The following is a 21832-nucleotide window of genomic DNA, read 5'->3' on the forward strand; positions in this document are numbered from 1 at the left end:
CCCCCCCCTCATTTCAAACTCTCAAATAATTTTTTAAATTTACTATAGAATTAAAAATCAAAAAGATAACGTTTCAATCTAAAAGCCCTATAGTTCTTTGTTAAGCAAAAAAAATCTATCCAAAAAACACTAACCTTAAAAACAAAAAACCATGATTTTCATTAAAAGATTACTAGTTATTTTAATTTTATTCATTTCGATTGTTTTAATTGTTGCCTACTTTATGCCGAAGGAATATTCGGTTGAAAGAGAAATTACGATCAACAAACCTGCCGATAGTATTTTTAAATATGTCAGATCATTAAAGAACCAAAATGAGTTTAGTGTTTGGGCCAATAGGGATCCAAAAATAAGGATTACTTATAAAGGTACTGATGGTGCAGTAGGTGCTGTATCTTCTTGGGAAAGTAATGTAAAAGAAGTTGGAGTTGGAGAACAAGAGATTACGAAAATAACAGAAAATAGACGTCTGGATTTTGCTCTTCGTTTTAAAAAGCCTATGGAAGATACCGCAGTTGGATTTATGTCTACCGAACCTGTTTCGGAAAATCAGACAAAAGTAAAATGGGGAATCAGCGGTGTAATTCCTTATCCAACAAATATTATGCTTCCGATGCTAAAAATGGATCAAATGATTGGAAACGATCTGCAAAAAGGTCTAGAAAATTTAAAAGAGAAAATGGAATAACATTATATCATTCTAAAATAAAAAGTGCAATTCCGTTTTTTTTGAATTGCACTTTTCTTTTTCTATTTACTATTTATTCTTACGATTCTCTTTTAGCGTCTTCAAAATAGTAATCGAATCTGCTGATTTTGCGTACTCTGCATAATGTAAAGCGGTAAAACCTTGTGAATTTTCGATTGAGGAATCTGCTCCATTCGCAAGTAATAATTTAATAATATCACAATGGTTAAATCTTGCAGCAACCATTAATGGCGTCATATTATTTTCCATTTTATTGACATTGGTACCATACAAAACGAACTTCTTAACGGCATCAATATCGCCTTTGCTGATTGCGAGATGCAATGGAGATTTTCCATAAACTGAAAATTCTACTTGATTTTTAGCTGCAAATGCCGAATTTGATGCAATTGAAACATTTCCAACAAGGAAAAATAATCCTAAAATAACTACTGATTTTTTCATGATGATTGTTTGTTAAATGATTGATGATGATGATTTACTAATTAGACGACTTAAAACTCGAGAAGGTTGCATGATTACTTCAAAAAAATAAAAAAACGCAATTTAGTTTGACCTAAATTGCGTTCTTAATTTGTAGAAGATACACTACATCTTAAATTTCTTGCTGTAAATATTCTTCAAATCCTTTTCAAATAAAGTAAAAGGATCATCATAGAATTTTATAAAATCTTTTTCGCTTACTTGTCCCGGAAAAGGCGCATAATAATGCGTTGGACTTGTAACATCGTTTCTCCAAACTAAAACATAAGCCAATTGCAGATTTTGGGATTTTAAAGTTTTAAGTAAAACTTCTGTCCACCACTTTTCATTAGGAATTGATTCTAGTCCAGTTTCTGTAAATGCAGCTAATTTTTTCTTTTTTATAGCCAAATCAGAAAATATTTTAAGTTTTCTTAGTCCAGCATCTAGATCGTATTTGCCATTTCTTCCAAAATCTCCATAATCATCCATGCCAAGCATATCAACAAATTCATCACCTGGATAACGCTCTAAATATTCTGCTTCAGAATTAAATTTATTATCAGGAGAAAAAGCATAAATAAAATTATGAACTCCCAAAGTATCTCTTAAATAAGAAACCGTAAACTGCCAAACCGCAATAAAATCTTCTCGAGAAGTATGCGTTCTCCCCCACCAAAACCAATCGCCATCAAATTCGTGAAAGGGCCTGAAAATCATCGGGGAAAGTTTTCCATCTTTTGCTTTAACAGAATGTGCAAAATCGGCAATAGTTTTTAAAATCTCTTTGTATTCCTCATGATGAGAACCTCCGGGCTTTATCAAAGACATGGAAGCAGCTGAAATTCCTTCTTTCCAATAAAATCCTCCTTCAGAAGCTGGATTATTAAAATGCCAAGAAACAGTTGTAATTCCGCCTCTTTCATACGTATCGATTACATTTTTTCGCAATAAATCTTTAGTCTTTTCAATTTGGTCTTTGGAACGACCAGAAAAATCACTAAAATCAATCCCAACAATGGCAGGATGCGAACCCGTAACCGATTTTACATCTGAACGATTAGGCTCATTACTCCATCCATGTCCATATTCAAGCGCGTGCTGATGCCCGAAAAGAATATGCTTTTCGGAAATAGTTTTAAGATTCTGATATAAGTTTTTAGTTTCCTTTGTCGCATTTTTATCAATCTGCGCAAAAAGAAAATGCCCTGCTGTAAAACATACAATTAGCAGGGCATTTTTTTGGGTTATAAATTTCATGGTTTAAATCGTTAGTTTAAACCCGAAATTACTATTTTGAAGAAAGGTAATCTAATACGTTTTTTTCAATACGTTGATCAATATTGTCAATATCAGCTTTTACAAATTTTTCTCCTAAAATATTCTCGAACAATTCGATGTATCTTTCAGAAACAGACTCGATATATTCGTCTGTCATATTCGGAATTTGCTGTCCTTCCTGACCTTGAAAACCATTTTCGATCAACCAACGGCGAACAAATTCTTTAGATAATTGTTTTTGCTCCTCTCCATTAGCCTGTCTTTCAGCATATCCGTCAGCGTAGAAATAACGCGAAGAATCTGGAGTATGGATTTCGTCAATTAAAACAATAACACCGTCTTTTGTTTTTCCGAACTCATATTTGGTATCCACTAAAATCAATCCGCGTTTTGCAGCGATTTCAGTTCCTCTTTGAAATAAAGCGCGAGTATATTTTTCTAAAACCAAATAATCTTCTTCAGAAACAATTCCTTTTGCTAGAATATCTTCACGAGAAATATCTTCGTCATGAGAACCATTATCTGCTTTTGTAGTTGGCGTAATAATTGGTTCTGGGAATTTATCGTTTTCTTTTAAGCCTTCGGCCATAGTAACACCGCAGATTTGTTTTCTACCTGCAGCATATTCACGAGCTGCATGACCAGATAAATAGCCGCGAATTACCATTTCTACCTTAAAAGGTTCACATAAATGTCCAACAGCAACGTTTGGATCTGGAGTTGCAATCAGCCAGTTTGGAACGATATCTTGCGTCAATTCCATAAATTTTGTTGCAATCTGATTCAGGATTTGTCCTTTGTACGGAATTCCTTTTGGCAAAACTACATCAAAAGCCGAAAGTCTATCTGTTGCCACCATTACTAAAAGTTCATCATTAATATTATAAACTTCTCTAACTTTTCCGCGGTAAACTGATTTCTGATTCGGGAAATTAAAATCTGTAGTTGTGATTGTGTTGCTCATTATCCTTTTGGTTGTGTTGTTTTTAATGAATGCAAATTTAAAACTATTTGGCAGAGCAAACAAAGAAAATATTACTTCAATTTTAACTGATTTATTTAAAGCTTAAAATTCCTTTGCCAAAAGATTTTATTGACTCGTCTAAACTAGAAATTGTCGTTTGTGGCAACTTTTTAAAATCTCCTGATTGTACAATTAAAATTTGCCCTTCGTTTTGCGCTGGTGCATTGGGCAAAAAAATTACGGCATTTCCCATTTCATCTTCCTCAATTAAATGGGCCGGTTGCCAGAAATTTCCATTTTTAAACAAAACCGGCAAGTCTGTAACTGGTTTTGGTTTACTATTTCGCTTTAATAACTTTTCTTCTGCTTCTTTTTTATTCTTTTCATAACCTGGCAGAAAGATCATTAATTTCTCATCTACCCACTTTGTAAATCTTTTTAAGAGAGATAATCGCATTAAAAAACCGCTGAAATAAATAAGAGCAATTAAAATAATCCCGCCAGCAATATCAGTTGCATATTTCCCTAATACCAGATCTAAACGAAGAAAGTGCGCAAATTTTTCTCCATAATTCTGAAAGAACTTCCAAACTTTTTCTAACAAAATAAAAAAAACTAAAAGCGGTAATAAAACCAATGCTCCCGAAATACAATTTCGTTCAACTTGAAGTAAAAATCTTTTCATTGTTAAAACAAATTAAGGTTAAAAAAATAAGAGCTAACTCTTTGCGAATTAGCTCTTATAAAAATAACTTATTATTTAATATTCAGCAACAAAATGAACATAAAACATTCTGAATTAAGTTGTTGCAAACTCTTTATCTAAAATTTTAGAGGCAATATATTTTGCAACTCCGTCTTCTGCATTGGTTTGAATTACTTCTAAATCTGGCAAAGCATCTTTTAAAATTGAAGGAGCGTTCCCCATAATTAATCCTCTTCCGGTAGCAGACAACATTTGCAAGTCGTTAAAACCATCGCCAAACGAAACCGCTTGTTCCATCGTAAATCCTTCTTTTTCTAACACTTTTGCAATAGCAACCGCTTTATCTACCGATTTGTCCATAAATTCTAAACAAGTTGGCAAACTAAAAGCATGATGCAAATGCTCTGAAGAATTGGCTAAAACAGCATCTCTCACTTTTACCAATTTCTCGTGATTATCGCATGAAAAGAAGATTTTAATTGCCTTGAAATCGTCTATAGTTTTGTAATCTACTAATTCTGGACGATATTTTAATTCGGCTTGAAAAGAGTTTAATCTCTCATTCCATTTATTAGTCTGCCACACGTTTTCCTTAAATAACACAACCGTAACATCTGGATCGATTTCGATATTTAATGCCGCTTTCACCACATCGCTGTCCAAATTAAAAGCAAAAAGTTCTTCTTTATCTGGCGAATGAATTCTACCTCCGTTCGAACTTACCAAATAAACCGGTACCGCAAGTGTTTCGATAATAGCCATGGCATCAAGGTGATGACGGCCTGTAGCTACAACAATAAAATAACCTTGATTGTGAAGTTCTTGAAAAATTGATTTGGTGTAATCTGAAATTCTGTGTTGTGGGTTGAGTAAAGTTCCGTCAAGGTCACTTACTACAACTTTTATATTTTTAAGTTTTGTCATATTAATATTCCAATATTTAGAATTGCAAATTTACGGCTTTAAGCTCGGTTAGACAAAGATTACAGGCTTTGAAAGCCAAAATTGAGGTAAGTTTATTATTTATTTAACTATTCCGTTAAATATTGCTATTTAAACATTTTAAATCTTAACAATTCCTGTTTTATATAAATTTATTGCTTTTTGAATTATCGTTTCAATCTGATCCAAGGGTAAATCTTCATTACTATCAAACATCATAATCTTCATTCGCGAACGATTCTCCTGAATCAAAAAAGGCTCATCAAAATGTTTTCCTTCTACAATTCCCATATAAGGCTTTTTGAATTTTTTATGAATCCATAAATAGCAAAACATTTTTCCTTTATAACAGAAAAATGGCATTCCGTATTTTAAAGTATTTGTAATATCCTGATCTTGTTTTAGAATGATTTCTTTTAATGCCAAGAATAATCCTTTTATAGGTTCTTCTTGGTTTAGGTAGAAATCATCTAGTTGTTTCATTTTTTAATACGTTTATCTAATTTTCTTGGTATGTGCATAAACTCTTTTTAAGGTGTCATAACCTGGACAATTAGAACTAGCTTTAAATTCATAAACTAAAGAATCATTTTTAAGATAGAATCTTTCTTTTGAGAAAATTAAAAAGTCAGCATTTTGGCTAGTATTACAATTTGGAATAGTCAACGTATCTTTTCTTCTGGTTTCACCAAATTTTATACATCTTGTATATGGAAACATTCGATAACATGTATCGCTACTTGTACTGTTTAATTCAATAGAATCCCCTACTAGTTTCCATTTCCCTTTAGAAATTACTCTCCAGTCGCACCCCGCTCCTTTATAAGAAAAAGTGCTGTCTTTATTTATCTTTAACAAATGACTGCCTGGAACAATATATTCCGTATCATACCAAGTGCCTACAAACTTGTTTTTTGGGATTTCTTTTTTTTCACATGAAAGCAAACCAATAAATAATATTAAAATCGATATTCTAATTTTCATTTAAATCTCGTTTGATTAATCTCTAATTCAAAAAAAATATTCGTTTTGCACCTTTACTAGAAACGTACAAAACGAATATTAATAAATGTTAAAACACAATTCACGATTTACATTTAACATTTCACTACAATAATTATTAATCGTGATTCTCGATTTGTTTATAAGCGTCAATCACCTTTTTAACCAATCTGTGGCGAACGATATCTTTATCATCTAGATAAATAATTCCGATTCCGTCAATATCTTTTAGAACCAAAATAGCTTCTTTAAGACCAGAAATAGTTCTTCTTGGCAAATCGACCTGTCCTGGATCACCCGTAATCATAAATTTGGCGTTTTTTCCCATACGGGTTAAAAACATTTTCATTTGTGAATGTGTGGTGTTTTGTGCTTCGTCAAGGATTACAAAGGCATTGTCAAGCGTACGCCCACGCATAAAGGCAAGTGGCGCAATCTGAATTATTCCTTTCAAAATATAATCCTCTAATTTTTCATTCGGAAGCATGTCACGCAAGGCATCATACAATGGTTGCATGTAAGGATCTAGTTTTTCTTTCATATCCCCAGGAAGAAATCCGAGATTTTCTCCCGCTTCAACCGCTGGACGCGTTAGAATGATCCTTTTTACCTCTTTATCTTTTAGCATTTTAACCGCCATAGCGACACCGGTATACGTTTTTCCGGTTCCAGCAGGACCAATAGCAAAGACCATATCGTTTTTCTTAATCGTATCAACCAGCAATTGCTGATTTGGCGTCATTGCTTTGATAATCTTACCGCCAACACCATGAACTAAGATTTTATCATGATCATAAGCTCTTTTTTCTTCCTGACCATCACTCATAATTACACGCTCAATTACATTATCGTCAATATTATTATAACGTGTAAAATGAAGCATTAATCTTTGAAATCTTTTTTCGAATTCGTCTAAAACTTCTTTTTCGCCAAATGCCTTTAAAGTTGTCCCTCGCGCTACGATTTTAAGCTTCGGGTAATACTTTTTAATGATTTCTAAATGGCTGTCCTGCGCGCCCCAAAATTCTTTTGGTGCAATATCTACTAGCTCGATTATTCTTTCGTTCAAATGAAGTAGTTTTAAATTAAAAATTCCTTTTAATATTTAGTGGTTGTCGGGTCTTTTTTTAATCACCGTATTCAGTGGCGGTTTTCAGTTTTATCAAAATAAACTTAAATACGTGTTACTGAATATTGTAACTTGCAAATGCTTTAAAAATTACAAATTGTCTTTTCTTTCTTTCAATTTGTGTTTACTATTATTAGCTTTGCATTTCTCAAATTTAATGAAATTTAGATTTAAATACTATCAATAGTTATAAACAAAATTATGTCAATAATTACCCTTACTACAGACTACGGCTTGAAAGATCACTTTGTGGGGTCGCTGAAGGGTAAAATACTTTCTGAAAATCCAGAAGTTCAGATCATTGACATTTCTCATGACATTGATCCCTTTAATACTGCCGAAGCAAGTTATATTATTGGAGCCGCTTATTTGAGCTTTCCAAAAGGAACAGTTCATCTTATTGGCGTTGATATTGAGCGTAATAAAGAAAACCAGCACATTGCTATGCAGTGGAACGATCATTATTTTATTTGTGCCGATAACGGAATCTTGAGTATGCTGACGCAAAAAATTGTTCCTCAGAAAATTGTCGCAATTAATATCCATGATCGCTTCCCAATTGAAGCTACCGATTTGGATATTTTTATTCAAGTAGCTTCTCACCTATCTAGAGGTGGCTTATTGAATGTAATTGGAAAAGAGATTTCATCTATTAAAGAAGCTACCGAATTGCAAGCTCTTGTAGCCGACGATGGAAATTCAATAAAAGGAAACATCATTTACATCGATCATTTTGGAAACGTGGTAACGAATATTTCTAAAAAACAATTCTTAGAAATTTCACGCGGACGTCCGTACGAAATTGTGATGAGTCCAAAAAGCATCAAAACCATTCTGCCCAATTATTCGGCTATCGCAACTTCAGACAAATACCCAATTAAAACGTATGAAGGAGAAAAACTGGCGATTTTTAATGAAGCCGGTTTTCTGGAAATTGCTATTTTTAGAAGCAATCCTTCTAAAGTGGGTTCCGCAAACAGTCTCCTTGGGTTGAACTACCGTGATGTGATTACGATTAAATTCTCGTAAATTAATTTTAGATTTTAGAATTCAGATTTTAGATTTGAAAACGCTAAACTTTGGAATTTGGAATTTCTCTATTGGAATTTTATTTTTTTATAAAAACAACAATCAAATTTGGTATTTTTGCGCACCTGTAAGACTTTAGGCAATTCAAAAAATCTAAAATCAACAGTCTAAAATCTAAAATTGAATACATGTTTGTTCGAATAGTAAAAATGAGTTTTCACGAAGAAAAAATACCAGATTTTCTGGAGAATTTTGAATCGGTGAAAGAGAAAATACGAAATGCCGAAGGAAATCGTTTTTTAGAATTGTATCAGGACAAAAATGATAAATGCATCTTTTTTACCTACAGTTATTGGGAAACCGAAGAAGATTTAGAAAATTACAGAAACTCTGAACTATTTAATACCGTTTGGGATTTTACAAAAAAACTATTCAATGCAAAACCAGAAGCGTGGAGCGTTGATAAATTGGTGAGTTTAAATTAAAATGATATCTAACCGCAAAGAACGCAAGTTTTTTTCTTAACAAGCTTTATAAAAACGCTAAGTTCGCAAAGCTTTCAGCAAAAACTTTTCGAACATTGCGTAAAACTTTGCGTTCTTTGCGGTTAGAAAAAACTTGAAACAAAATATATGAAGTCTATAATTCTAAGAGAAATAAAATCCTTTTTTGGTTCTCCTATTGGCTACTTGGTCATTGCGATTTTCTTAATCAGCAACGGACTCTTTTTATGGGTATTTGAAGGAGATTATAATATTCTAAATACAGGTTATGCCGATTTAACTCCGTTTTTCACATTGGCGCCATGGATTTTAATTTTCTTGATTCCAGCAGTAACCATGAGAAGTTTCTCTGACGAAAAAAAACAAGGAACTTTAGAATTACTTTTGACAAAACCTTTATCAATCTGGGAAATTGTAAATGGTAAATTTTTTGGTTCATTTTTGTTGATCATTTTAGCCATTATTCCAACCTTAATTTATGTAAAAGTAATTTCAGATTTAGGTTCGCCAGAAGGCAATATTGATATGGGAAGCACAATTGGTTCTTATTTCGGACTGTTATTTCTAATTGCTTCTTATTCCGCAATCGGAATCTTCACTTCTACCCTTTCCGAAAATCAGATTGTGGCTTTTATTGTTGCCGTTTTCTTATGCTTTTTCTTTTATTTTGGTTTCGAAGGGCTGGCTACTTTAATACCTGGTTCAAACAATTTTATTTCGGTTTTAGGAATGCAGAATCATTTTAAAAGTATGAGCCGTGGTGTCATCGATACTCGAGATATTATTTATTTCTTAAGCATTGCTATCGCTTTCTTGTCTTTTACTGTTTACCAATTAAAATCTTTTAAAGCCTAATGAAACTATCTACAAAGCAAAATTTAAAGACATTAGGCATCACTATTTTTATTTTAGTTGTTCTAAATGTTTTCGGAACACTCTTTTTTCATCGTTTTGATTTAACCAAAGACAAACGTTATACCTTATCGCCAACTTCTTTAGGGATTGTAAAACAAGTTCAGAATCCGCTTTCTATAAAAATTTATATGGCTGGCGATCTTCCTGCAGATTTTAGACGTTTGCAGCAGGAAACCAAACAGCTATTAGAAGAATTTCAAGCCTATAACAGCAATATTGTTTTTGAATTTGTCGATCCTTTAGAAAATGAAGAAGAAAGCGATGAATTGACAAAATCGCTTTTCCAAAAAGGATTAACTCCAATAAATATTACAGTCGACGACAAAGGAAAACAATCTCAAGCAATGGTTTTTCCTTGGGCAGTTGCAGTTTATAATAACAAAGAAGTTAATATTCCATTATTAAAAAATATAATGGGAGCTTCTACAACTCAGAAAGTAATCGGATCAATTCAACATTTAGAATATTCTATTGCCGATGCTATCAATAAAATCACAAAAGACAAACAGAAAAAAGTTGCGATTATAAAAGGAAATGGCGAATTGAACGAAGTTCACGTTGCAAAAATGCTAATGCAAATTCGCGAAAGCTATTTCATTGGCCCTTTCACTTTGGATTCTGTTGCTAAAGATCCGAATGGGACTTTAAATGCATTAAAAAAATACGATTTAGCCATTATTTCTAAGCCAACAGAAAAATTCTCTGACGAAGAAAAAGAGGTTCTGGATCAGTTTATTATGAACGGCGGAAAAACGCTTTGGCTAATTGACCAAGTCGCTGCCGATATGGATAGTTTGTATAATGATATGGGCGCAACTCTGGCATATCCAAGAGATTTAAATCTAAACGATATGTTCTTTAAATACGGATTCAGAATTAATCCTGATTTAATTAAAGACGAACAGGGAACTCCGATAAAATTGGCTACTGGCGAACAAGGAAGCGCTACACAATATCAGGATTTTATCTGGAAGTTTGCTCCTCAGGTTTTTCCAACAAGCCAACACCCTATTGTTAAAAATCTAGGCGGAATTAAATTCGATTTCACAAATCCGATTGACACTTTGAAAAACGGAATCAAGAAAACCGTTTTATTGCAATCTTCCCAATACTCTAAAACAATTGGTTCTCCTGTAGAAGTTAACCTGAACATGGTTACAGAAAAAACAACTCCGCAGGATTATTTGAATAAAGGAAATAAACCATTAGCGGTTTTATTGGAAGGTTCTTTTCATTCTGCTTTTGAAAACAGAGTATTGCCTTTTAAAGACAATTCTTTTACAGCACAGGGAAAACCAAATAAAATGATTGTGGTTGCTGACGGAGACATTGCAAGAAATCAATTGGATAAAAACATGATGCCAGTTGAACTAGGTTATGACCAAAGAACAGGAAATCTATATGATAATAAAGACTTCGTAATGAATTGTATCAATTATCTTCTTGATGATACTGGACTTATTAACATTAGAAGCAAAGATGTAGAACTGCCTTTATTAGATAAAGAAAAAGTTTACGAAAGCTATAGTATTACCCAATTCATAACTATCGGAGTTCCAATTCTAATTTTATTAGTGTTTGGACTTGTATTTACCTTTCTTAGAAAAAGAAAGTACAGTAAATAGATGTTAATAAAAAAATTGCGAAACTAAGAATGTTTACGATATATTTGTAAAACCTTACTTAGTTGAAGAAAAACTGAGAAAAAGAGCAAAAAATAAAACAAAAGACGATGAAATTTATAGTATCGAGTTCGTACTTATTAAAACAATTACAAGTTTTAGGTAGTGTTATTAACAGCAACAATACACTTCCTATTTTAGATAACTTTTTATTTGAACTAGACAATAATGCCTTGACAGTTTCGGCTTCAGATCTTGAAACGACAATGTCAGCTACATTATCAATCGATTCTACAAGTAAAGGAAGCGTAGCTGTACCAGCTAAACTTTTGCTTGAAATTTTAAAAACTTTTCCAGAACAGCCGTTAACTTTTACTGTTGAGGATAACAATACAGTAGAAATCAGTTCAAATTCTGGTAAATATGCGTTGGCTTATGCTGCAGGAGAAGAATTTCCAAAAGCGGTAAGTCTTGAAGACCCATCTGTAACACTTGTTCCTGCTGAAGTTTTAGCAACTGCTGTAAGCAAAACTATTTTTGCTGCTGGAAACGATGATTTACGTCCGGTAATGTCTGGAGTTTTCTTCCAGTTCTCACCAGAAGGATTGATTTTCGTAGCAACAGATGCTCACAAATTAGTAAAATACGCTCGTACAGATGTAAAAGCTTCTCAAGTAGCTGATTTTATTATGCCAAAGAAGCCTTTAAATATCTTAAAAAGTATTTTAGGTACTTCTGATGCTGAAGTAAAAATTGAATACAACGATTCAAATGCGACTTTCTCATTTGACAATTATATCTTAATGTGCCGTTTAATCGATGGAAAATATCCAAACTACGAAGCGGTAATTCCAAAAGAAAATCCAAACAAATTAATGATTGACCGTTCTTTATTCTTAAGCTCTGTTCGTCGTGTTGCGATTTTCTCTAACAAAACTACACACCAGATTCGTTTGAAAATTGCTGGAGCAGAATTAAACGTTTCTGCCGAAGACATCGATTACTCAAACAAAGCAGAAGAAAGATTGACTTGTGATTATCAAGGTGATGATTTACAAATTGGTTTCAACTCTCGTTTCTTAACTGAAATGCTAACAAACCTACAGTCTGACATGATTATGCTTGAAATGTCTTTACCAAACAGAGCTGGTATTTTAACGCCTGTCGATGGTTTAGAAGAAGGAGAAACAGTAACAATGCTTGTAATGCCTGTAATGTTAAATAGTTAACATTAAAGTTTCTTTCTGTTACAGGGATATTTTTTAGTTTTAAATAAAAGATCTATCATTGTAAAAAAAAAGATATCGCTATTAACCAACCATTTTTTATACCTAGAAACCGCAATTCCCATAAAGAGTTGCGGTTTTTTATTTTGTTTCAGGTTTCAAGTCTCAGGTTTCAAGTTGATATGCTTTTTCTTTAATTTTTAACGCAAAGTGCGCTAAGTTTCCTTTTCTCTAGGTCTTTATAAAGAATAAAAGTTCGCAAAGCTTTGTGTGCTTAGCATTCTAAAAAAAATAAACATAAAACTTAGCGAACTTTGCGTAAAATCTTAGCGCACTTCGCGGTTAGAAAAACGCATAGCGTATCAACTTGAAACCTGAAACCTAAAACTTGAAACAACAATTTTCCATATCTTTGTAAAATGAAAATAGAAATTTGGTCGGACATCATGTGTCCGTTTTGTTATATCGGAAAAAGACAGTTGGAAACTGCACTTGCAGTATTTCCTAATGATGAATTTGAAATTGAATGGAAAAGCTTTCAGCTGGATCCAACCATTACTTCACAACCTGACATGGACGTTTATACGTTCTTATCGGAAAGAAAAGGCATGTCGATTGAACAATCTAAAGAAATGCATAAAGGAGTTGCAGAACGCGCTAAAAGCGTTGGTTTAGATTATAATTTTGATAAGGCTGTTATCTCAAATTCTTTAAACGCGCATAGAATCATTCAATTGGCTAAAACTAAAAATATTGGCGATCGAATGGAAGAAATATTCTTTAAAGCTTATTTTACTGATGGAGAAGATTTAAACAATGGTCAAACCTTGATTAAATTAGGAATCCAGGCTGGTTTGGAAGAAAATGAAATTAGAGAAGTGCTAGAAAGCGAAGATTTATTTGTTAAAGAGGTACAATCAGATATTAAAGAAGCTGCTGAAATTGGAGTTCAAGGAGTTCCTTTCTTTGTATTTGATCGCAAATATGCTGTTTCGGGCGCTCAGCCTATAGAAACCTTTGTAAAAACAATTCAGGAAGTTTTAAAATAAATCTTTAAGCTTCAGAAAACGTAAAAGCGTGCTGTTTATATATAAACAGCACGCTTTTATTATTTAGCTCTACTTTGAATAACTAAAAAAATTAATGCCCAGCTCTACCTTTTGAATCTGTTGATTTTGTTGTAGTGCTTTTTCCTCTAGAACCAGATGTTGATTTTTGAGTTTTTCCAGAATCTTTCATTCCAGATTTCGAATCTTTTTTTGAAGTTTCCATAATGTTATAATTTTTTAAATTATTAATAGATACAAAGTTGCAAAATAGATAAGTGCTTATTTTACAGAATTATATTTGAATATTACAAAATAAAATTTGGCCAAAACGCTACGGAAACAAATCATGTAAAAATAAAGCTGAATCTTATAAATTATTTAAGTATCTAATTTTCAACTTTGTGTATATCATAAAGATAAAAACACTTACTAATTTAAAATAGCAGCCATGAAAACAGAAAGCAACTACAGAAAAACTGCAACCTTAAATGATTTTAAATGCAGTAAACCCGATCACGTTGATACGGCACATGAAAATGAAGCAATGGACGAAAACTTTACTTCGGGACAAAATCACGATACCAACTATAGAAATCAATGCGATCATTTTTCTGATGATTGTTACGAAATCGTAGAGAGCGGACTAAATCTGGCTGAGGACAATACTTTTCCTTCCTATAACGAATCAAATCCTTATAACAGTTATAATCTAGATAATGAAGATGATAAATATAACTGTCCTCCTTATAGAAATTTTGAATACTAAAAAATCCTAAAACAGTTATGTCGCCAAAAAATGATCAGGAAGTTATGAATGAATATTTGTCTAATGAAAGAACTTTATTAGCATGGCTTCGCACTGGAATTGGGATCATGGTTTTCGGATTTGTAGCGGTAAAATTTTCTTTATTTTTAAAACAGGTTCCCGCTAAACATCTAGCAGAAACTGTTCCGCCCAATAGTAACTTTACCATCTATTTAGGAATTGGTTTATTAATTGCCGGAGCATTGACTATTTTACTGTCATATCTACGTTACATACACACTATCAAACTATTAAAAAAAGGAAAGTATCAGTATTCAACCGCAATGCTTACCTTTATTACAATGATGCTGTTTGTATTGAGCATTTCACTTATCGCCTATCTAATAATAGCAGCAAGCTCTTAAAAAACAATTTTCTAATTATCAAATTAAAAAATGAATCCGCCATTATTACAATTTAACGATAAAGGAATCTACTGCCAGCAGGCCGATGTTTATCTCGATCCGTGGCGGCCGGTAACCAATGCCATTATTACACATGGCCATTCTGATCATGCGAGATGGGGACACCAAAATTATATTACACATTATTCTAATATTCCAATTATAAAACATCGTTTGGGAGACATTAATGTTTCGGGGAAAAACTGGAATGAAACTTTTACTATAAACGGCGTAAAATTCTCTTTTCATCCAGCAGGACATATTATTGGTTCAGCACAAATTAGAGTGGAATACAAAGGTGAAATCTGGGTTTTTACAGGCGATTATAAAACAGAAGACGACGGAATTTCTGTTCCGTATGAAGTCGTAAAATGCCATTCCTTTATAACCGAATGTACTTTCGGACTTCCCGCTTTTAAATGGGAACCACAAGCAAATGTTATGACTGAAATTAATAATTGGTGGGCCGAGAATCGTGCAGAAGGAAAAACTTCTGTTCTATTTGGATATTCCTTAGGAAAAGCACAACGATTATTAAAAAATCTCGACACAAACATTGGACAGATCTACACGCATGGCGCAATTGAAAATATGACCAATATTGTACGCCCAATGATTGATCTGCCTCCAACTATACGCGTAACAGCCGAAACTAAAAAAGAAGATTTATTAGGAAATATTGTAATTGCTCCACCAAGCGCACACGGAAGCACTTGGATTCGAAAAATGACTCCTTTTGTAACAGGAACAGCAAGCGGTTGGATGGCTTTTAGAGGAGCAAGACGCAGACGAGCCGTTGACCGCGGATTTGTCTTAAGCGATCACTGCGATTGGACCGGTTTATTGGAAAGCATAAAAGCAACAGGCGCAGAAAGAGTAATCTGCACTCATGGATATTCTGATATTTTTTCGAGATATATAAGAGAATTAGGTTACGATTCCCGAACAGCCAACACGCAATACGAAGGAGAAACAAATGACATAGAGGAAAGTTAAATTCCAAAATAAATAAATTCCAAATTCCAAAAACCATCAACAGACAACTTTCAACCATCAACTAAATTCAAATGAAAAACTTTGCCGAACTTATAAAAACCTTAGACAGTTCTAATAAAACATCGGTAAAAGTTGATGCGCTGACGAATTATTTTCTAAAAGCAAACGACGAAGACAAAGTCTGGACAATCGCTATTCTTTCGCATCGTCGCCCTCCCCGACCGGTTAATACGACTTTATTGCGTTTATGGGCAAACGAATTGGCTAATATTCCGCTTTGGCTTTTTGAAGAAAGTTATCATATTGTGGGGGATTTGGCCGAAACGATTGCACTTGTAATTCCAACCACAAAAGAACATTCCGATAAAAGTTTAACTGAATTTCTACAAGAAATCATTGCTTTAAAAAAGAAAACAGATTTAGAGAAAAAAGAATATTTACAGACCAATTGGCTTAATTTAAATTATTACGAAAGATTCGTTTTCACTAAATTAATAACGGGCAGTTTCAGAATTGGTTTAAGTCAAAAGTTAATGACTCGAGCGCTTTCTAAAGCCGAAAATATTGATGAAGACACATTGGCTTATAAATTAATGGGCGACTGGAATCCGAATACGATTACGTTTCAAGAATTGATTTTGGATGAAAGAAGCAGCGATTATTTATCAAAACCTTATCCGTTTTATTTGGCTTATCCAATTGAAGGCGAACTTGAAAATCTTGGAAATCCTGAAGATTGGAGCGCCGAACATAAATGGGACGGAATTCGATCTCAAACCATTATTCGCGATAACGAAATTTATGTTTGGAGCCGTGGCGAAGAATTGGTAACCGATAAGTATCCTGAATTTCAAACTTTTATTGGAAATATTCCAGACGGGACGGTTATAGACGGAGAAATCCTTCCCTATATAGACAATCAAATTGGGACATTTAACGATTTGCAAACCCGAATTGGACGTAAAAATGTATCGGCTTCTGTTTTAAAAAACACACCTGTTATTATTAAAGCTTACGATTTATTGGAATGGCAGGGAAATGATATTCGGAATCTTCCTTACGAAGAACGTCGAACCTTATTAGAAGAATTATTTACGACTTTGATTGGTAAAGAAATTCCGCTACAGCTATCAGAAAGGATTCATTTTTCGACTTGGGAAGAGGTCGCAAACGAAAGATTAAAATCGCGCGAAATGAAAAGCGAAGGTTTAATGCTGAAACGAAAAGATTCTCCGTATCTAGTTGGAAGAAAAAAAGGAGATTGGTGGAAATGGAAAATTGAACCTTTAACGATTGATGCCGTTCTCACCTACGCTATGCGCGGTCACGGAAGACGTTCCAATTTGTTTACCGATTACACTTTTGCGCTTTGGCAGGAAAATGAAAACAACGAACGTGAACTCGTCACTTTCGCTAAAGCGTATTCCGGTTTAACTGATGCGGAATTTAGAATGGTCGATGATTTCATCAAAAAAAATACTTTAGAACGATTTGGACCAGTAAGAAGCGTTACGCCAAAATTGGTTTTTGAAATTGGTTTTGAAGGAATTGCTCTTTCCAAAAGACATAAAAGCGGAGTGGCAACCCGTTTTCCACGAATTTTAAGATGGCGACACGATAAAAAAATTGAAGAAGCCAATTCAATCGAAGATTTAAAAAATATGATTTTATAGATGAATAGAGAGCAGTTATTTAAGATCGCCAGCGAATGGTTTGAAAGTCAGGGATGGAAACCTTTTCCGTTTCAGACCCAGACTTGGACTGCTTTTTTACAAGGCAAAAATGGCTTGCTAAATGCTCCAACAGGAAGCGGAAAAACCTACGCGCTTTGGCTTCCTATCATTCTAAATTATATTAAAGAAAATCCGAATTATAGAACCAAACACAATTCAGGATTAAAAGCGATTTGGATCACGCCTTTGAGATCTTTATCTGTTGAGATCAAACAAGCAGCAGAGCGAGTTTTAATAGATTTAGACATTCCAATGACTGTTGGAATTCGTTCGGGAGATACATCTTCTGCAGAACGTGCCAAGCAAAAAAACAAAATGCCCGATTTGCTCATTACAACTCCCGAAAGTCTGCAGTTACTTTTAGCCACTAAAGGTTATCCTAATATTTTTAAAAATTGCAGTTCTATAGTAATTGACGAATGGCACGAATTACTCGGAACCAAACGTGGCGTGCAAATAGAATTAGGTTTATCAAGATTGAAAACTATTGCTAAAAATATTCGCATTTGGGGAATCTCAGCCACAATTGGTAATCTACAGCAAGCGCAAGAAGTTTTACTTGGAGTAGATTCTGAAGCGTATCATAATTCCGTTTTAATCAAAGCGGTAATTAATAAGAAAATAAAAGTAGTTTCGATTATTCCAGACAAAATGGATACGTATCCGTGGCGCGGACATATGGGTTTACATCTGATTGATGAAGCGGCAAAAATTATAAAAGCCAGTAAAACGACGCTTATTTTTACCAATGTCCGTTCGGCTTGCGAAATCTGGTATCAGAGATTACTAGAAAAATATCCCGAATTTGCTGGTGAAATGGCAATGCATCACGGAAGCATTGACAGAGAAACCAGACTTTGGGTAGAAAATGCCATTCGAAATGAAGAATTAAAGGTCGTGGTCTGCACTTCTAGTTTAGATTTGGGTGTTGACTTTGCCCCTGTAGAATCGATTATTCAGGTTGGAGGTCCAAAAGGTGTTGCCCGTTTTATGCAGCGAGCCGGACGAAGCGGACATCAGCCTGGAAAAGAAAGCGTTATTTATTTTCTTGCTACTCATGCTATTGAATTAATCGAGGCTTCGGCCTTGAAAAAGGCGGTTGAAAATAGTGTGATAGAAGATCGCGTTCCGTACTTAAATAGCTGGGATGTTTTGGTTCAATACCTTAATACGTTGGCCGTTTCTGACGGATTTTATCCAAACGAAATTTTTAAAGAAATTCAGGGAACTTTCAGTTATCAAACCATTACGGATGAAAATTGGAACTGGATTTTAAATTTCATCACACAAGGAAGCCAAAGTCTTCATGCTTATGACGAATTTAAAAAAGTAGAAATTGACGAAAACGGTTGTTACAAAATAAACAGCAGAATGATTGCCATGCATCACAGAATGCAGATTGGTACTATTGTGGGCGATGCTGTTATGAATGTAAAATATCTCAGCGGCGGTTATATCGGCACGATTGAAGAATGGTTTATTTCCAAATTGAAACCTGGCGATACTTTTATTTTCGCAGGAAAGAAACTGGAATTATTCAAAATCAGAAATATGCAGGTTTTGGTAAAAAAAGCGAGTCCGAAGAAAGAATCTAAAATTGCGAGCTGGATGGGTGGCCGTTTGGCTCTTTCTTCTCAAATGAGCGAATTGCTTCGTCAGGAATTATATCGCGCCAATACCGACAATCTTTCGCCAGAATTAAAAGCTTTACAGCCTTTATTTAAAAGACAGCGCAAAGAATCTATCGTACCGAGTTCAGATGAATTCTTAATTGAAACTTTCAAAACTCGAGAAGGATTTCATGCGATTTTTTATCCTTTTGAAGGACGCTTTGTCCACGAAGCTTTAGCTAGTTTATTGGCCTTTAGAATTAGTTTATTGCAGTCGATCACATTTTCTTTGGCTTATAATGATTATGGTTTCGAATTGCTTTCAGATCAGGAAATTGATATCGAAGCGGTTCTAGATAATAATTTATTTTCAACCGAATACGTACATCACGATTTGCAGAAAAGTTTAAACTCGACCGAAATGGCACGAAGAAAGTTTAGAGATATAGCGGTAATTTCAGGATTAGTTTTTACCGGTTTTCCAGGAAAAATGGTTAAGACTAAACACTTGCAAAGTGGTTCGCAATTGCTGTTTGAAGTGTTTAGGGATTTCGAACCTGATAATTTATTACTGCATCAAGCGTATCGAGAAACTTTTGAGCATCAGTTAGAAGAAGGACGTTTGATTTTGGCTTTGGAACGAATTGCAAATCAAAAAATAATCTGGAAACAATGTTTAAAACCAACGCCTTTTAGTTTTCCTATAATTACCGATCGATTACGAGAAAAACTTTCGAGCGAGACTTTGGCGGAAAGAATTCAGAAAATGACTGCATCTTATATGAAATAGATCTTTATGAATATTCAAATACAAAACGAAAACTTTATACTTCATTCAAGCGGTGCTGTTTTTTGGGAAAAGCAAAAAACGGTCATTATTTCTGATGTCCATTTGGGTAAAGTAACGCATTTTAGAAAACACGGAATTGCTATTCCACAAGACGCTATTTCTGAAAATTTTAGAAAAATAACAGCAGTTTTGAATCATTTTCTACCTGAAAAAATCATTTTTTTGGGAGATTTATTTCACAGCGCCAAAAATGCTGAATGGGATTTATTTGAGGAGTGGATTTCCAACCATGATCAAGAAACCTATTTAATTACAGGAAACCATGATATTATTGATGAAATTCATTATAAAAAAATTGGTGTGATTGTCACAGAAATTTTAGAAATTGATCATTTTCTTTTTACCCACCATCCTACAGAAAAAGAAGATTTTTTCAATTTCTCAGGACATATCCATCCTGGAATAATCCTCCGCGGATTAGGGCTTCAAAGCTTAAAATTGCGTTGTTTTTTTCAAAAAAGTAATCAAATGATTTTACCTGCTTTTGGAGAATTTACTGGGAAATTTATCATGAAACCTGAACCAGAACATACCGTTTTTGCTATTGCTGGAGATGAAATTATTTTGATAAACAAAAACAATTGAGGCAGTCTATTTGATTTATTTACAACATTATAAAATTACACATTTAAAGTGTAAAATGAATTACCCTCAACTAAAGCTAGAATCAATCGATTAGAAAAACAAAGAATTAAAAAACCCAGTAAAACTAAATTTACTGGGTTTTCTTGTTTAACTCTAAATTGTAATCAGAAAGTAAACATTATTGTTCGTCATTGTTCATGGCAGACATTAATAAGGTGTAAGCGTTTTTGACAACCACTTTTGAAGAGCTAGAAATGGCGTCAGAAATGATTTGATTATACCCTTCATTTTTAACTCCAGACTTTACCTCTATCATTTGAAACTGATTGTTTCCAATATCTGTAAACACATAAAACTTTCCTTCCCAACGCACTACAGCATCTTCAGGAACTGTAAGCGCTTTTTTATTTTCTATTTCCACTTCGGCGTTTATGAAAAGTCCTGGCAAAAGTTCTGGATTATAACTGTTTACTTTACAAATAATTTCTGCCGCACGATCTCCATTCAAACTTTGATTGATAAAAGCGATTTTAGCGGCATATTTTTTAGCATCAGAAGAATTTGTATACGCCATAACCGTTTGACCGATTGAAAGCGAAGTCACGTCTTTTTCGAACGCGTTTAAAGTTAGAACAATGTCTTTCTTATCAATTAATTCGAAAAGCATATCTGTCGGACTTACATATTTTCCGATGTTTACATTTACTTTAGAAACCAAGCCGTTTATTGGCGAAATCACTCGAATTGTTTTGCTAATATTTCCAACATTCAGTGTTTTAGCACTAATTCCTAACAAGTTTAATTTTTGTTCCAAAGAAGAGATTGTGATACGCTGTGTTCTCATTTCAGTCGTAATTTGTTCCAAAACTTTATCACTTGCCGCTTTGTTTGCATTTAGCTCTTTTTGTCTTCTTTGTTCATTTTGAGCCAATTCGAATTTCTCTTTCGCCATCAAATAATTTTGCTGTAACTCGATAAACTGCATATCTTCTAAAACCGCTAAAACCTGTCCTTTTTGCACATTCATTCCTGCAATAAGATTGGTGCTTTTCACATAACCTCCCAATGGAATACTAATACTGATTACACTTTTGGGCGGAACCGTTACTGTACCTTGAAGCTGTAAAATCTCCTTAACATTTTTTGCAGTCGGATTACCACTTTCTAAACCAGCATTTTTAACTTGCTCAGGACTTAATTTAATGATGTCAATGCTTTTATTTTCAGCATTTTTAGTTTCCTCATTCTTCTTATTTCCGCAAGAAATTAGAAATATAGCGCTTATGAACGCCGCAATATATTTTTTCATT

The 21832-nt window shown here is 33.8% G+C and carries 23 protein-coding genes; 13 read left to right on the plus strand and 10 right to left on the minus strand.

The annotated features are described in order from the left end of the window. Positions 1-151 precede the first annotated feature (151 nt). The gene (locus tag QLQ95_RS21710; protein WP_482501632.1) at positions 152-688 is read left to right on the plus strand and encodes an SRPBCC family protein; all 537 of its coding nucleotides are present in this window, start codon (positions 152-154) and stop codon (positions 686-688) included. Positions 689-757: 69 nt separating this feature from the next. Here QLQ95_RS21710 and QLQ95_RS21715 read toward each other — a convergent pair whose 3' ends face one another. From QLQ95_RS21715 to QLQ95_RS21750, 8 genes are all read right to left on the minus strand, one after another. Further along, positions 758-1153 carry an ankyrin repeat domain-containing protein gene (locus QLQ95_RS21715; RefSeq protein ID WP_482501633.1) on the minus strand — a complete coding sequence of 132 codons (396 nt, stop codon included), beginning with the start codon at positions 1151-1153 and terminating at the stop codon, positions 758-760. A 144-nt stretch (positions 1154-1297) separates the two neighbouring features. Further along, positions 1298-2431, minus strand: a complete 1134-nt coding sequence (locus QLQ95_RS21720) for a glycoside hydrolase family 26 protein (RefSeq protein ID WP_482501635.1) — start codon at positions 2429-2431, stop codon at positions 1298-1300. Between the two features lie 31 nt (positions 2432-2462). Beyond that, positions 2463-3416 (minus strand): phosphoribosylaminoimidazolesuccinocarboxamide synthase, encoded by a 954-nt coding sequence (locus tag QLQ95_RS21725; protein ID WP_320494991.1) that lies wholly within the window; start codon positions 3414-3416, stop codon positions 2463-2465. Between the two features lie 91 nt (positions 3417-3507). Then, positions 3508-4101 (minus strand): hypothetical protein, encoded by a 594-nt coding sequence (locus QLQ95_RS21730; RefSeq protein WP_482501637.1) that lies wholly within the window; start codon positions 4099-4101, stop codon positions 3508-3510. 114 nt (positions 4102-4215) lie between these two features. Continuing rightward, the gene (locus QLQ95_RS21735) at positions 4216-5046 is read right to left on the minus strand and encodes a Cof-type HAD-IIB family hydrolase (RefSeq protein WP_482501639.1); all 831 of its coding nucleotides are present in this window, start codon (positions 5044-5046) and stop codon (positions 4216-4218) included. A 138-nt stretch (positions 5047-5184) separates the two neighbouring features. Next, the gene (locus QLQ95_RS21740; protein ID WP_095930012.1) at positions 5185-5547 is read right to left on the minus strand and encodes a DUF1801 domain-containing protein; all 363 of its coding nucleotides are present in this window, start codon (positions 5545-5547) and stop codon (positions 5185-5187) included. A gap of 12 nt (positions 5548-5559) precedes the next feature. Then, positions 5560-6048, minus strand: a complete 489-nt coding sequence (locus QLQ95_RS21745) for a hypothetical protein (protein ID WP_095930013.1) — start codon at positions 6046-6048, stop codon at positions 5560-5562. A 136-nt stretch (positions 6049-6184) separates the two neighbouring features. Next, on the minus strand, positions 6185-7135 hold the full coding sequence (locus tag QLQ95_RS21750) for a PhoH family protein (protein WP_095930014.1): 951 nt from the start codon (positions 7133-7135) through the stop codon (positions 6185-6187). A 261-nt stretch (positions 7136-7396) separates the two neighbouring features. Here QLQ95_RS21750 and QLQ95_RS21755 point away from each other — a divergent pair, with 261 nt between their 5' ends. The 6 genes from QLQ95_RS21755 to QLQ95_RS21780 all read left to right on the plus strand — a co-directional run bounded on the left by QLQ95_RS21755 (position 7397) and on the right by QLQ95_RS21780 (position 13539). Continuing rightward, on the plus strand, positions 7397-8224 hold the full coding sequence (locus QLQ95_RS21755; protein WP_095930015.1) for an SAM hydrolase/SAM-dependent halogenase family protein: 828 nt from the start codon (positions 7397-7399) through the stop codon (positions 8222-8224). Between the two features lie 188 nt (positions 8225-8412). After that, positions 8413-8709, plus strand: coding sequence for a putative quinol monooxygenase (locus QLQ95_RS21760; protein ID WP_095930016.1), 297 nt, complete (start codon positions 8413-8415; stop codon positions 8707-8709). A 147-nt stretch (positions 8710-8856) separates the two neighbouring features. Further along, positions 8857-9582: a gliding motility-associated ABC transporter permease subunit GldF gene (gene gldF / locus QLQ95_RS21765; protein ID WP_095930017.1), complete on the plus strand. Its 726-nt coding sequence runs from the start codon at positions 8857-8859 to the stop codon at positions 9580-9582. Further along, positions 9582-11267, plus strand: coding sequence for a gliding motility-associated ABC transporter substrate-binding protein GldG (gldG, locus tag QLQ95_RS21770; RefSeq protein ID WP_482501643.1), 1686 nt, complete (start codon positions 9582-9584; stop codon positions 11265-11267). Before gldF ends, gldG begins: the two co-directional genes overlap by 1 nt. Before the next feature lie 107 nt (positions 11268-11374). Continuing rightward, a complete protein-coding gene (gene dnaN, locus QLQ95_RS21775; RefSeq protein ID WP_482501644.1) occupies positions 11375-12493 on the plus strand; it encodes a DNA polymerase III subunit beta in 1119 nt (372 codons plus the stop codon). Positions 12494-12909: 416 nt separating this feature from the next. Continuing rightward, positions 12910-13539, plus strand: coding sequence for a DsbA family oxidoreductase (locus tag QLQ95_RS21780; protein ID WP_320494984.1), 630 nt, complete (start codon positions 12910-12912; stop codon positions 13537-13539). A 91-nt stretch (positions 13540-13630) separates the two neighbouring features. Here the strand turns inward: QLQ95_RS21780 and QLQ95_RS21785 are convergent, their stop codons facing one another. Continuing rightward, positions 13631-13762, minus strand: coding sequence for a hypothetical protein (locus QLQ95_RS21785; protein WP_256385526.1), 132 nt, complete (start codon positions 13760-13762; stop codon positions 13631-13633). A 225-nt stretch (positions 13763-13987) separates the two neighbouring features. On the opposite strand from QLQ95_RS21785, the gene QLQ95_RS21790 reads away from it, so the two are divergent. The 6 genes from QLQ95_RS21790 to pdeM all read left to right on the plus strand — a co-directional run bounded on the left by QLQ95_RS21790 (position 13988) and on the right by pdeM (position 20522). After that, positions 13988-14305, plus strand: a complete 318-nt coding sequence (locus tag QLQ95_RS21790; protein ID WP_482501646.1) for a hypothetical protein — start codon at positions 13988-13990, stop codon at positions 14303-14305. A 17-nt stretch (positions 14306-14322) separates the two neighbouring features. Beyond that, positions 14323-14709 carry a YidH family protein gene (locus tag QLQ95_RS21795; RefSeq protein WP_320494983.1) on the plus strand — a complete coding sequence of 129 codons (387 nt, stop codon included), beginning with the start codon at positions 14323-14325 and terminating at the stop codon, positions 14707-14709. 30 nt (positions 14710-14739) lie between these two features. After that, positions 14740-15744: a ligase-associated DNA damage response exonuclease gene (locus QLQ95_RS21800; RefSeq protein WP_482501648.1), complete on the plus strand. Its 1005-nt coding sequence runs from the start codon at positions 14740-14742 to the stop codon at positions 15742-15744. A 71-nt stretch (positions 15745-15815) separates the two neighbouring features. Further along, entirely contained in the window at positions 15816-17417 is a 1602-nt protein-coding gene (locus QLQ95_RS21805; RefSeq protein ID WP_095930024.1) for an ATP-dependent DNA ligase, read from the plus strand. Further along, positions 17418-19877 (plus strand): ligase-associated DNA damage response DEXH box helicase, encoded by a 2460-nt coding sequence (locus QLQ95_RS21810; protein WP_482501650.1) that lies wholly within the window; start codon positions 17418-17420, stop codon positions 19875-19877. Between the two features lie 6 nt (positions 19878-19883). Continuing rightward, positions 19884-20522, plus strand: coding sequence for a ligase-associated DNA damage response endonuclease PdeM (gene pdeM / locus QLQ95_RS21815; RefSeq protein WP_482501651.1), 639 nt, complete (start codon positions 19884-19886; stop codon positions 20520-20522). A 178-nt stretch (positions 20523-20700) separates the two neighbouring features. Here pdeM and QLQ95_RS21820 read toward each other — a convergent pair whose 3' ends face one another. Then, complete coding sequence (locus tag QLQ95_RS21820; protein WP_428238749.1) at positions 20701-21831, minus strand: efflux RND transporter periplasmic adaptor subunit; 1131 nt, start codon at positions 21829-21831, stop codon at positions 20701-20703. Position 21832: the final 1 nt, after the last annotated feature.

This window comes from Flavobacterium sp. B330r (genome assembly GCF_056824325.1).